At 70.8% G+C, this 12,100-nt stretch carries 9 protein-coding genes; 3 read left to right on the top strand and 6 right to left on the bottom strand.

Annotated features, from left to right (window positions below; genetic code table 11):
• Position 1 precedes the first annotated feature (1 nt).
• The 3 genes from ACTMMA_RS08255 to ACTMMA_RS08245 all read right to left on the bottom strand — a co-directional run bounded on the left by ACTMMA_RS08255 (position 2) and on the right by ACTMMA_RS08245 (position 3,781).
• Positions 2-2,101 (bottom strand): pyruvate formate lyase family protein, encoded by a 2,100-nt coding sequence (locus ACTMMA_RS08255; protein WP_441189642.1) that lies wholly within the window; start codon positions 2,099-2,101, stop codon positions 2-4.
• 184 nt (positions 2,102-2,285) lie between these two features.
• The gene (locus ACTMMA_RS08250; protein WP_441189641.1) at positions 2,286-2,672 is read right to left on the bottom strand and encodes a hypothetical protein; all 387 of its coding nucleotides are present in this window, start codon (positions 2,670-2,672) and stop codon (positions 2,286-2,288) included.
• 212 nt (positions 2,673-2,884) lie between these two features.
• Positions 2,885-3,781, bottom strand: coding sequence for a DUF429 domain-containing protein (locus ACTMMA_RS08245; RefSeq protein ID WP_441189640.1), 897 nt, complete (start codon positions 3,779-3,781; stop codon positions 2,885-2,887).
• Here ACTMMA_RS08245 and ACTMMA_RS08240 point away from each other — a divergent pair.
• The 3 genes from ACTMMA_RS08240 to ACTMMA_RS08230 all read left to right on the top strand — a co-directional run bounded on the left by ACTMMA_RS08240 (position 3,662) and on the right by ACTMMA_RS08230 (position 6,213).
• The gene (locus ACTMMA_RS08240) at positions 3,662-4,387 is read left to right on the top strand and encodes a lysoplasmalogenase (RefSeq protein ID WP_502361877.1); all 726 of its coding nucleotides are present in this window, start codon (positions 3,662-3,664) and stop codon (positions 4,385-4,387) included. The two genes, ACTMMA_RS08245 and ACTMMA_RS08240, sit on opposite strands and share 120 nt — an antisense overlap.
• 93 nt (positions 4,388-4,480) lie before the next feature.
• Positions 4,481-6,034, top strand: coding sequence for a sodium-dependent transporter (locus ACTMMA_RS08235; RefSeq protein ID WP_441189638.1), 1,554 nt, complete (start codon positions 4,481-4,483; stop codon positions 6,032-6,034).
• Positions 6,031-6,213 carry a methionine/alanine import family NSS transporter small subunit gene (locus ACTMMA_RS08230; protein WP_441189637.1) on the top strand — a complete coding sequence of 61 codons (183 nt, stop codon included), beginning with the start codon at positions 6,031-6,033 and terminating at the stop codon, positions 6,211-6,213. Before ACTMMA_RS08235 ends, ACTMMA_RS08230 begins: the two co-directional genes overlap by 4 nt.
• A 137-nt stretch (positions 6,214-6,350) precedes the next feature.
• Here ACTMMA_RS08230 and ACTMMA_RS08225 read toward each other — a convergent pair whose 3' ends face one another.
• From ACTMMA_RS08225 to ACTMMA_RS08215, 3 genes are all read right to left on the bottom strand, one after another.
• Entirely contained in the window at positions 6,351-7,949 is a 1,599-nt protein-coding gene (locus ACTMMA_RS08225) for a phytoene desaturase family protein (RefSeq protein WP_441189636.1), read from the bottom strand.
• A gap of 57 nt (positions 7,950-8,006) precedes the next feature.
• A complete protein-coding gene (gdhA, locus tag ACTMMA_RS08220; RefSeq protein WP_441189635.1) occupies positions 8,007-9,359 on the bottom strand; it encodes an NADP-specific glutamate dehydrogenase in 1,353 nt (450 codons plus the stop codon).
• A 133-nt stretch (positions 9,360-9,492) separates the two neighbouring features.
• A complete protein-coding gene (locus tag ACTMMA_RS08215; protein WP_441189634.1) occupies positions 9,493-11,940 on the bottom strand; it encodes a DEAD/DEAH box helicase in 2,448 nt (815 codons plus the stop codon).
• Between the last annotated feature and the right edge of the window lie 160 nt (positions 11,941-12,100).

Below are 12,100 nucleotides of genomic sequence, written 5' to 3'. Positions count from 1 at the left end.
CTCAGCAGTCCCCGTCGGGGACGAAACCGGCGTCCAGCAGGCCGACCAGGTTGGTGACCTGCTCGTCCTTGGTGCGCCCCAGGCCGGGCGGGGTGATGGTGTTGGTCAGCGAGATGCCGTCGAGGGCGTCGGCGTAGTCGAGCTTGCCGACCGAGAGCATCGAGGCCAGCATCCCGTGGTTGTCCGCGCCGTTGGTCGGGTTGGCGCCGGGGGCGAAGGGCGTGCCCGCGCGGTGGCCGGAGGGGAAGTTGCCGGTCTTCTTGCCGTAGACCACGTTGGAGGTGATCGTCAGCACCGACTGGGTCGGGATGGCGTCGCGGTAGAGCGGCAGCTCGCGGATCTTCTCCATGACGGTGTGCACGACCACCGCGGCGATCTCGTCGGCGCGGTCGTCGTCGTTGCCGTAGGTCGGGAAGTCTCCCTCGACCAGGTAGTCCACGACCAGGCCGGTCTCGTCACGGACCGGCACGACGCTGGCGTGCCGGATCGCCGACAGGGAGTCGGCCACGATCGACAGGCCGGCGATGCCGCAGCCCATCGTCCGCACGATCTCGGAGTCGTGCAGGGCCATCTCCATGGCCTCGTAGGCATAGCGGTCGTGGCTGTAGTGGATGAGGTTGAGCGCCTCCACGTAGGTGCCGACCACCCAGTCGAGCATGGACTCGAAGCGGGCCCACACGTCGTCGAAGTCCAGCGGCCCGTCGCCCTGGACCGGCTCGTGGCCCTCGACGATCTGCTCGCCGGTCATCTCGTCGCGGCCGCCGTTGATGGCGTAGAGCAGCGCCTTGGCGGCGTTGACCCGCGCGCCGAAGAACTGCATCTGCTTGCCCAGGCGCATCGGCGAGACGCAGCAGGCGATCGCCGCGTCGTCGCCCCAGTGCTGGCGGATCTGCTCGTCAGCCTCGTACTGCAGCGAGGAGGTCTCGATCGAGATCGCGGCGCAGAAGTCCTTGTAGCCCTGCGGCAGCGCCGGGTCCCAGAAGATCGTGATGTTGGGCTCGGGCGCCGGCCCCAGGTTCCGCAGGGTCTGCAGCAGCCGGAACGAGGTCTTGGTGACCAGGGTGCGGCCGTCCTCCCCCAGGCCCGCGTCGGACCAGGTGGCCCAGTAGGGATCGCCGGAGAAGATCTGGTCGTAGTCGATGGTGCGCAGGAAGCGCACGATGCGCAGCTTGATGACCAGCGCGTCGATGAGCTCTTGGGCGTCCTCCTCGGTGATCCGCCCGGCGGCCAGGTCACGCTCGACGTAGACGTCGAAGAAGCCCGAGAGGCGACCGAAGCTCATCGCGGCGCCGTCCTGGGACTTCACCGAGGCCAGGTATCCGAAGTAGGTCCACTGCACGGCCTCGCGCGCGGTGGTCGCGGGCCCGGAGATGTCGAAGCCGTAGGAGGCCGCCATCGCCTTGAGCTTGTGCAGCGCCTTGATCTGCTCGGCGTGCTCCTCGCGGTAGCGGGCCCAGTGCTCGGTGAAGGGCTGGTCCAGCGTCGCGTCCTTGTCGCGCTCCTTGGCCGCGATGAGGGCGTCGACGCCGTAGAGCGCCACGCGCCGGTAGTCGCCGATGATGCGCCCGCGGCCGTAGGCGTCCGGCAGGCCGGTGATGACGTGGCTGGAGCGGGCGGCGCGCACGCGGGGGGTGTAGAGGTCGAAGACGGCCTCGTTGTGGGTCTTGCGCTGCTTGGTGAAGATCTCCTTGACCCGCTCGTCCGGCTCCAGGCCGGCCTCGGTGATCGCGGTCTCGACCATCCGCCAGCCGCCGTTGGGCATCATGGCGCGCTTGAGGGGGACGTCGGTCTGCAGGCCGACGACCACGTCGTCGTCCTCGCTGATCCAGCCGGGCGGGAAGGCGTCGACGTCGGCGGGCGTGGTGGTGTCCACGTCGTAGACGCGGCGCGCACGCTCCACGCTCAGGTAGTCGCGCTCCAAGGTCTCCCACAGGCGCAGCGTCTTGGCGGTCGGGCCGACCAGGAAGGACGCGTCGCCCTCGTAGGGGGTGTAGTTGCGCTGGACGAAGTCACGGACGTCGATCTCGTCCTGCCAGGGACCGGCCGCGAAGCCCTCCCAGGCCGCGTGGACGGGGGTGATCTCGGTCTGAGCCGCGGTCATCGGACTGCCTCTTCCCGGGAGGCCCCGCGGGTAGGGTCGATCGACGCTGAGCCGCTACGTCGTTGGAGGGGCGCCGCTCGTGGTGGAGCCTCCACAGTTCACCATTGTCGCAGGCGAGGTATGCGGTTTCACCTCAGGGTGACCTAAGGTCACCTTCTCCCGCGGGCCCGGTCCCAGGCCCGGCTCAGGCGTCGAGGGGGCGGGCGGTCGCGCCCTCGACCGGCTTGCGGAAGGACAGGGTGGCCAACGCGATCGCGCCGACGAGGAAGAGGACGCCCACGGCCATGTGGACCGAGCGCAGCTCCATCTCGCCCAGGCCGATCTGGATGACGGCGAGCACCGCCATGCCGGCAGCGTGCATGAACAGGCCCTTGTCACCGCTGCGGCGGCTCCACAGCCAGGCGAAGATCGCGGCGATCAGGGCGGTCACGAAGGTGATGTTGGCCAGGGTGCCGTGCCAGGACCAGTCGATCGGCAGCCAGCCGAAGCCGCGCAGCGCCTGCACGACGGACAGCAGGCCGGTGATGACGGCGAAGACGCGGAGGACCATGAGCACGGTGGAGTTCGACATGCCCGCCATTCTCGCAAATGTTGGACGTGTCACCCAATTCGGGGCGAGGCCGGCCCCCGACCACCCATCACACGCCTGACCGGCCTGTCCGGTCGGTTCACCTGGCCCTGACCACCCGCTCCCCATCGCCTCCCTCGCGCCCTACGGGTTTGCTCGCCGTCAGCGAGCAAACCCGTAGGGACCGGAAGCGCCGCTCTCGGCGGCCGCGGAGGTCAGAGGTGGATCGCCGAGGGGATCCCGTCCGAGAAGGTCTGCGGCTGCTCGGGGATGGTCCGGCTCTGGTCCGTCTTGACGCGGTGGGCCACCCACGCCGCGGCACAGGCGTCGAGCATCTCCTCGGTGGCCGTGCCCACCGGCGCCGCGGTCGGGGCGTGGATGCCGGCCGCCGCGAGGAGCGCCCTCCGCTCGGAGCTGCCGTCGGCCGACCGGCGGCGGCTGGCCACCGTGGACCCGGCGAGCTCGGCGAAGCAGGCCTCGGGATGGGTCTCGACGACCACATATCCCAGGTCCTGGCGCAGGTGCGCGTCCAGCTCCATGATCCGGCCGCGCAGCTCGTAGGCCTGGCGGGAGACGCCCGAGCCGACCTTGTCCCGGTTGATCGTGTTGGCCTCGCCGTAGGTCGCCGCGTAGACGGCCTCGCGCACCGGGGTGGTGTAGACGGAAGCGGCCTGCGGCCCCACGAAGGCACGGGTCTGCCGGTCCGCCTCGCGCGGCCCGTCGTCGGGCAGGCCGACCGGCACGTCGACCGCGACCGCGGTGATGCCGGCGGCCCGGTCGACGAGCTCGGCGAAGGAGCTGGCGGCCAGGATGGCCGGGGTGCCGTGGCCGGAGGGGTCCAGGTGCGCCCCGACCCAGCCCGACCGGCTCGCCACGGCGCCCAGGACCGAGCCCGACGGGTCGATGGAGGCCCGACGGCCGGGCCGCCCTGTCGGCTGCGCCTTCCCCTGAGCCTTGGGCTGGGACTTCGCCTGCGCGGACTTCCCCTTCTCATGGGCGTGGGACCGCGCCTTCGCCTTCCCTCCGGAGCGCGCCGGTCCGCGGCCGGACCCCGCGCCCTCACCCCTCGCGCCGCCGCCGAACAACCTCCGCCACCACGGTGTGCCAGTCATGCCCCCAAGACTAGGACGCCGCCTCGTCCACGTCCCACCCCGCCCCGGGCCCCTGGCAGACTGTCGCCGTGCCAGACCCCCCTGATGGTGGCGCTCGTGCTGGCCACGCGGCTGCGCGACCCGCGCTCGCGCTGGTGGCTGGCCGGCCTCGTGCTGTGCTGGCTCGGCGACGGGCTGGGCGGCCAGGGCTTCCTGATCCTGCTGGGCTGCTTCCTGCTCGGGCACCTGGCCTACCTCGCGGCGCTGCGGCCCACCGCGTCCAGCTCGTGGCTGCGCCGCCCCGCCAGCCTCCTCCACTGGGCGGTCCTGGTCGCAGGCATGGTCCTGGTCGTCCCGCACGCCGACGGCCTGCAGGTGCCTGTTGTCGTCTACGGCCTCGTGCTGACCCTCATGGCCGTGCTGGCCACGGCGGCTGGCCCGGTCGGGCTGGTCGGCGGCCTGCTCTTCATGGTCTCCGACCTGACCCTGGGCTGGGACATCTTCGCCGCCGACCTCAGCGAGGCGACCTCCGCGCTGCTGGTGATCGGCACCTACGTCCCGGCGCAGGTGCTGCTCCTGCTCGCCCACCTCCATCAGGTGAGGAACACCCCATACCCCGCAGGTTGACGCCGCGGCAGGCGATTCGGGTGCATACTTGCCCAGTTATAGGGACCGGACGCATCCGCCCCGGTCCGTCACCTAGTCCAAGGAGGTTCTGCCGTGGGGACACCGAGCAGCACCACGGTCTCCGTCGAGAAACGGGAGACCTGGAGCTCGTCGACGGGCTTCATCCTCGCCGCCATCGGCTCCGCCGTCGGCCTGGGCAACATCTGGCGCTTCCCCGGCGTCGCCTACGAGAGCGGCGGCGGCGCCTTCATCGTGCCCTACCTGGTCGCCCTGCTGACCGCGGGCATCCCGATCCTGTTCCTCGACTACGCGATCGGTCACCGCTACCGGGCCGCGGCGCCGCTGGCCTACCGGCGGATGGCGAAGCGCACCGAGGGCCTGGGCTGGTTCCAGATCATGATCTCGTTCGTCATCGCGACCTACTACGCCGCGGTGATCGCCTGGTCGTGCAGCTACTTCATCTACAGCTTCAACCTCAAATGGGGCGAGGACACCAGAGGCTTCTTCCTCGGCGAGCACCTCAAGGTCGGCGACCCCGAGATCTCCACCTCGATCGTCGGCACCGTCGCGCTGCCTCTGGTCCTGGTCTGGGTCGCGGTGCTGGTCGTCATCGCCCTCGGCGTGACCAAGGGCGTCCAGGCGGTCAACGTCATCTTCATCCCGCTGCTGTTCGTGGCCTTCGCGGGGCTGGTCCTGCGGGCGCTGACGCTGCCCGGCGCGGCCGACGGCCTCAACGCCTTCTTCACCCCCGACTGGAGCGCGCTGACCGACCTCAACGTGTGGATCGCGGCCTACGCCCAGATCTTCTTCTCGTTGTCGATCGCCTTCGGCATCATGGTCACCTACGCCTCCTACCAGCGGCGCAAGGCCAACATGACCAGCTCGGGCCTGGTGGTGGCCTTCGCCAACTCCAGCTTCGAGATCCTGGCCGGCATCGGTGTCTTCGCGACCCTGGGCTTCATGGCCCAGCAGCAGAGCGTCGCCATCGCCGACATGAAGGATCTGACCGGACCGACCCTGTCCTTCGTCACCTTCCCGGCCGTCATCAACCAGATGCCGGGCGGCAACATCTTCGGGGTGGTCTTCTTCGGCGCCCTGATCATGGCCGGCTTCACCTCGATCATCTCGATCCTGCTCGGGGTGGCCGCGTCGGTCCAGGAGAAGTTCGGGCTGTCCCAGCGCGGCAGCGCGATCCTGGTCGCGGCCGCCTGCGCGATCCCGTCGGTCCTGCTCTTCTCCACCACCTCCGGCCTGCTCGCCCTCGACACCGTCGACCAGTGGGCCAACAACGTCGGCATCGTCATCTCGGCGATCGTCATGACGGTCCTGGTGGTCTGGGTGCTGCGCAGGAGCCGCGTGCTCGCCCGGCACCTGAGCACCGTCTCCACCTTCAAGGTGGGACGCGTCTGGACGGTCCTCATCGGCTTCGTCGCCCCCGTCTTCCTGATCATCATGCTGGTCCAGAAGGTCATCAGCCTGATCAACGACGGCTACGAGGAACTTCCGCAGTGGTACCTGAACGTCTTCGGCTGGGGCACGATCGTCTTCGTCGTGGTCGCCGCCGCGATCCTCACGGCCATCCCGTGGAAGGGACGCGACGACGAGACCTTCACCCCCTGGCCCCCGATCGAGGAGGAGTCCCGATGACCGGCACCGCCATCGCCATGATGATCGTGGCCTTGCTCATCGTCTGGGGAGGACTGGTCGCCAGCATCCTCTACCTGCGCTCCCGGCCGGAGGTGTCGACCGACCTGGTCGAGGACCCCGACCTGGTGGCCGACGACAGCGCCCGCTGGAGCCAGCCGCACCCGGACCGCGACCTGTGAGCTGAGGCTCGCGGCGGTCAGCGCACGGCACTCGCCCGGCGTGCACACGGCTCAGGCCTGTCGTCCCGTCCGGGGCGGCCGGCCTGAGCCGTTCCGGGGATGCCTCGGCTGCGCAAGCACCTCAGCTCCGGGCGCGCTCAGCCCAGGATCGCGCGGGCGGCGTGGTAGCCGCCCAGGCCGCTCACTCCCCCGCCCCGCTGCGAGCCGGCGCCCGCAAGCAGGATCCCGGGGTATGCGGTGTCCACTCCCCACCTCTGCTCCGGCGTGGCCAGGTCTGCGTCATCATCGGCCCACGGCCAGGTCAGCGGTGCGTGGAAGATGTTGCCGCCGGGCATGGCCAGGGCGGTCTGCAGGTCGCGGGTAGTCTTGGTCTCCACGCACGGAGTCCCGTCGGGCCTGCGCATGATGACGTCGTCGATGGGCTCGGCCAGCACCGAGGACAGGGAGTCCAGGGTGGCCCGCTCCAGCCTGGCCCTGGCCTCGTCCAGCGACCCGGCCCCGTCCAGCGATCCGGGGTCGTCCAGGAGCCGGTCCGGGGTCTGCAGGGTGAAGACGGTCATCGTGTGCGCGCCCCGCTCCTGCAGCTCACGGCTCAGGATGGTGGGGTCGGTGATCGAGTGGCAGTAGATCTCGGCCGGCATCGGGTCCGGCACCCGACCCGCGAGCGCCTCGGCGTGGGCGGTCTGGAGCTGGCTGTAGGTCTCGTTGATGTGGAAGGTCCCGCCGAAGGCGGCCTCCGGCGCCACGCCGGTCTCCCGCAGCCGGGGCAGGCGCGAGAGCAGCAGGTTGACCTTGACCTGGGCGCCCTCGACCCGCTGCACCTCGGTGCCGGGCGCGGCCAGCCCGTCGAGCAGGGCCGGCGCCGCCGCCCACAGGACGTGGCGCGCGGTGGCGCGATGCTGCATACCGTGCTCGTCCTCCCAGGTGACCGCCCCCTCCTCGACGCCGGTCACCGCGGCCCCCGTGCGCAGCTGCGCGCCCGCACGCCGCGCGACCTCCGCGAGCTGGCCGGAGACCTGGCCCATGCCGCCGATCGGCACGTCCCAGTCGCCGGTGCCGCCGCCGATGACGTGGTAGAGGAAGCAGACGTTGTGCCGCAGGTCCCCCCCGTGCGCGTCGGCGTAGGTCGAGATCAGCCCGTCGGTCAGCGCGACGCCTCGCACGAGGTCGTTCCCGAAGGTCGACTCGATGACCTCGCCCAGCGGCCGCTGGAGGAAGTCGCGCACCAAGGCGGCGTCGCCGACCTGCTCGAAGACCTCCGAGCGCCGGCGCAGCGGCTCGGTGACGGTGGGCCACAGGCGCTGCGCGAGCGCGGTCGTGCGGCCGTAGAAGTCCTCCCACCGGGCCGCGTCCGAGGCGGCGCCGACCGCGGCGAACGAGCGCGCCGTCGCCTCCCGGTCGTGGTTGTCGATGAGGAGGCCGTGGTCGCCGCCAGGCACGGGGGTGTATGAGGAGTAGCGGCGCCGCGCGAGCCTCAGGTCCAGGCCGAGGTCGTCGATGATCTGCCGCGGCATGAGCGAGACGAGATAGGAGTAGCGCGACAGCCGCGCCCCCATCCCGTCGAAGGCCTCCGCCGAGACGGTGGCCCCGCCCAGCTCGGGCGAGCGCTCCAGCAGCAGGACCGAGCGCCCGGCGCGCGCGAGATAAGCCGCCGCGGTCAGCCCGTTGTGCCCACCACCGACCACCACCACGTCATGGGTCGTCGTCCTGCTGCTCGTGGTGCCGCTCGTCGTCATGACCGCAATCTATAGCGACCGGCGACACACTCTGCCGCCGACCGGCGACACGGTCCGTCAGATGACGCCCAGGGCGAGCATCGCGTCGGCGACCCGGGTGAACCCCGCGACATTGGCGCCGAAGACGTAGTCACCGGGACGGCCGTACTCCTCGGCCGTCTCGACGCAGCGCTCGTGGATGTTGCGCATGATCTCGTGCAGCCGCTCGTCGGTGTGCTCGAAGGACCAGCTGTCGCGGGAGGCGTTCTGCTGCATCTCCAGCGCAGAGGTCGCCACGCCACCGGCGTTGGCGGCCTTCGCGGGGCCGAAGAGCACGCCGGCCTCCTGGAAGACCTGGACGGCTCCCGGGGTGCAGGGCATGTTGGCGCCCTCGGCGACCAGCCGGGTGCCGTTCTTGACCATGGCCACGGCGGCGTCCTCGTCGAGCTCGTTCTGGGTGGCGCAGGGCAGCGCCACCTTGGCGGGGACGTCCCAGACCAAACCCTCGACGAAGCGGGCGCGCCCGCCCTTCTCGTCGGCGTAGGCCTTGATCCGCTCGCGACGGTTCTCCTTGACGTCCTTGAGCAGGTCGAGGTCGATGCCGTCCTCGTCCACCACGTAGCCGGAGGAGTCGGAGCAGGCAAGGACCTTGCCGCCCAGCTCGGTGACCTTCTCGATGGCGTAGATGGCCACGTTGCCCGAGCCGGAGACGACCACGTCCTTGCCGTCCAGGCTGTCGTCGACCTCGCCCGCCATCTGGTTGGCGAAGTAGACGGTGCCGTAGCCGGTGGCCTCGGTGCGGGCCAGGGACCCGCCCCAGGCGATGCCCTTGCCGGTGAGCACGCCGGCCTCGTAGCGGTTGGTGATCCGCTTGTACTGGCCGAACAGATACCCGATCTCGCGGCCGCCGACGCCGATGTCGCCGGCGGGGACGTCGGTGTACTCACCCAGGTGCCGGTAGAGCTCGGTCATGAAGGACTGGCAGAAGCGCATGATCTCGGCGTCGGAGCGGCCCTTGGGGTCGAAGTCCGAGCCACCCTTGCCGCCGCCGATCGGCATGCCCGTCAGGGCGTTCTTGAAGATCTGCTCGAAGCCCAGGAACTTCACGGTGCCGAGCAGGACGCTGGGGTGGAAGCGCAGACCGCCCTTGTAGGGGCCCAGCACCGAGGAGTACTCGACCCGGAAGCCCCGGTTGATCTGGACCTGGCCCACGTCGTCGGTCCACGGGACCCGGAAGATGATCTGCCGCTCGGGCTCGCAGAGACGCTCGATGACTCGCTCGGCCAGGTAGTGCGGGTGGCGCTTGACGACCGGGCCGAGGCTGCCCAGGACCTCCTCGACGGCCTGGTGGAACTCGCTCTCGCCGGGGTTGCGGCGCAGCACTTCCTTGTAGGCGTGCTGCAGTGCGGGGTCGATCACGGTCGCGCTCATGGCACCTCGTTCAGAACAGGCAGGGTAGATACCGGAATGGGCTCAGGGTTGCTCGCCACGTTGCGACGCAGGTGGTGACATCGTAGGCCCTCGGGTGCATACCTATGCAAGCACCCGAGGGGTGATACATCCCTCAGTCGCGCGGGCGCCAGTCCGGCCGGCTGTCGCGGCGGGGTGCGTCGGGGTCCTTGCGGGGGCGACCGGAGTAACCGCCCGATCGACGCCCGTCACGGTCACCGCCGTAGCCCCGGCCGCCGCCACGACCACCGTCACGGTCGCCATAACGACCGCCACCACGCCCGCCGTAGCGGTTGCCACGGTCGCCGCCGTCACGGCCGCCGTAGCGCCCGCCCGGCCGCCCGCCACGTCCCTGGGGACGGCGAGGACGCAGGATCTCGTCGAGCTGGCTCTGCAGGATCGGCTCGGCCGTGGGCACCGACCCACCGGCGGTCTCGATGATCGCGACGTCGTCGGGCGTCACGTTCTCCGGCTCGGCCTCGACACCGGCGGCGTCGAGGAGGCGACGGACCATCTTCTTCTGGTGCGGCAGCGCCAGGGTCACCACGACACCGTCGTCGCCGGCACGCGCGGTGCGCCCCGACCGGTGCAGGTAGTCCTTGTGGTCGGCCGGCGGGTCCACCTGCAGGACCAGAGACACGTCGTCGACGTGGATGCCGCGGGCGGCGACGTCGGTGGCCACCAGCACCGGCAGCGTGCCCTTCTTGAAGGCGTCCAGGACGCGGGTGCGCTGGGCCTGGTTGAGCCCACCGTGCAGGGCGGCGGCGAAGACGCCGGACTCCCGCAGCTGCAGCGCGATCCGGTCCGCGCCGAGCTTGGTGCGGCAGAAGACGACGGTGCGCCCCGGCCGGTTGGCGATGGCCGCGGTGATCGGCTTCTTGTGGTGCGGGTGCACCAGGAAGACGTGGTGGTCCATCGTGGAGACCGAGGCCGTCACGTCGTCGGTGGAGTGGGTGACCGGGTCCTTGAGGTAGGTCTTGGCCACGTCGTCCACGCCATGGTCCAGGGTGGCCGAGAAGAGCAGGCGCTGCCCGTCGGTCGGGGTCAGGTCCAGGATCTGGCGGATGGCCTCGACGAAGCCCATCTCGGCCATGTGGTCGGCCTCGTCCAGGATGCTGACCTCGATGTCCTGCAGGTCGACCGCGGAGCGCTCGATCAGGTCGATCAGACGGCCCGGGGTGGCGACGAGGACGTCGACCCCGCGCTCGAGACCGGCCAGCTGGGGGGTGTAGGACATGCCGCCGGCGACGAGCAGGAAGCGCTTGTCGATCGCCCGCATCAGCGGCGCGAGCGCGTCCACGATCTGCATCGCCAGCTCGCGCGTCGGGGTCAGGATGAGCGCACGGGGACGGTGCGGGACGGCGCGGGGGCGCTGCTGCAGACGGTGCAGGGTCGGCAGCCCGAAGGCCATGGTCTTGCCCGAGCCGGTCTGCCCACGGCCGAGCAGGTCCTTGCCCGCCAGCGCGTCGGGGATGGTGGCGGCCTGGATCGGGAAGGGCGAGGTGATGCCCGTGCGGGCCAGCGCCGCGACGAGGTCCTCGTGCAGACCGAGCTGGGCGAAGCCGTTCTCGGCCGTGACCTCGACGTCCACCTCCTTCACCGCGGACGCGGCGATGTGCTCCTGGTATGCGGCCTCCGCCGCCTCGCGCTCGTCCTCACCGGAGTGCTGCTCCTCGAAGCCACGACCACCACGGTCGTAACCCCGGCCGAAGCCTCGCCCGGAGTCCCGTCCGAAGTCGCGGTCGCGACCGCGGTCGGTGAACCGGTCGTCCTGGCGACGGTCCTTCTCCCAGCTGCGGCCCTCGTGGAAGCCGCGCTCCCCCGAGCGGCCGTCACGCTCGTCCCGGCGCGCGCGCCAGGTGTGCTCGCGGCGCTCGTGGCGGTCCTCACGGGCATCGCGCTCGCGGCGGCGGTCGCGCCAGTCGCTGCGGTCCTCGTCGGCCCACTGCGGGCGGCCCTGCCGCTGGAAGCCACGGTCCGAGCCGCGGTCGTCACGGCGCTGGTAGCCCCCACGGTCGTAGCCGCCACGGTCGTCGCGACGCTGGTAGCCCCCACGCTCGTTGCGGTCGTCGCGGCCCTGGTAGCCGCCACGGTCGTCACGACGCTGGTAGCCACCAAGGTCGTCGCGGCGCTGGTAGCCACCGCGATCGCTGCCACGGTCGTCACGGCCCTGGTAGCCGCCACGGTCCTCACGACGCTGGTAGCCGCCACGGTCCTCACGACGGTGGTAGCCGCCACGGTCGTCACGCCGCTGGTAGCCACCGCGCTCGTTGCGGTCGTCGCGGCGCTGGTAACCACCGCGATCGTTGCGGTCGTCGCGGCGCTGGTAACCACCGCGATCGCTGCCACGGTCGTCGCGACGCTGGTAGCCGCCACGGTCGTCGCGGCGGTCCTCCCCGCGATAGGTGCGGGAATCCTCATACCCGCCGTCCCGAGGACGCTGACGCTTGCCCTTGAGCTGGGCGCGAGCCTGCTTCTCCCGGGCCAGGCGTGCGGCCTTCTTCTGGGCTGCGCTGTGGCGGGGCTTCTTGCCGGACATGCCGGTGCGGACGGGTTTGGCCATGACGGCTCACTCGTTTCGTCTGATCAGCGAGGTGGGATCTCGCCTCGACGCATGAGCGTGACCGGATCTACCTCCAGGTGCTCTCGTGGCACCCGCATGGGCCTCCGGGAACGGATCGTCCCGGGGCAGAAGGCGCCGCTCCGAACGGCGGCGCGCCCAT

This window comes from Ornithinimicrobium panacihumi (genome assembly GCF_052073805.1).
GTDB classification, from domain to species: domain Bacteria; phylum Actinomycetota; class Actinomycetes; order Actinomycetales; family Dermatophilaceae; genus Ornithinicoccus; species Ornithinicoccus panacihumi.
Note: the sequence above shows the minus strand (reverse complement) of the source record. Positions and strands in the feature narration are given on the sequence as shown.

Coding starts and splice junctions, on each gene's coding strand:
- gdhA (WP_441189635.1), bottom strand. CDS start 9,359: ATGAGCGCGACCGTGATCGACCCCGCACTGCAGCACGCCTACAAGGAA.
- ACTMMA_RS08240 (WP_502361877.1), top strand. CDS start 3,662: ATGGGCGTGGGACCGCGCCTTCGCCTTCCCTCCGGAGCGCGCCGGTCC.
- ACTMMA_RS08230 (WP_441189637.1), top strand. CDS start 6,031: ATGACCGGCACCGCCATCGCCATGATGATCGTGGCCTTGCTCATCGTC.
- ACTMMA_RS08225 (WP_441189636.1), bottom strand. CDS start 7,949: ATGACGACGAGCGGCACCACGAGCAGCAGGACGACGACCCATGACGTG.
- ACTMMA_RS08255 (WP_441189642.1), bottom strand. CDS start 2,101: ATGACCGCGGCTCAGACCGAGATCACCCCCGTCCACGCGGCCTGGGAG.
- ACTMMA_RS08215 (WP_441189634.1), bottom strand. CDS start 11,940: ATGGCCAAACCCGTCCGCACCGGCATGTCCGGCAAGAAGCCCCGCCAC.
- ACTMMA_RS08245 (WP_441189640.1), bottom strand. CDS start 3,781: ATGACTGGCACACCGTGGTGGCGGAGGTTGTTCGGCGGCGGCGCGAGG.
- ACTMMA_RS08250 (WP_441189641.1), bottom strand. CDS start 2,672: ATGTCGAACTCCACCGTGCTCATGGTCCTCCGCGTCTTCGCCGTCATC.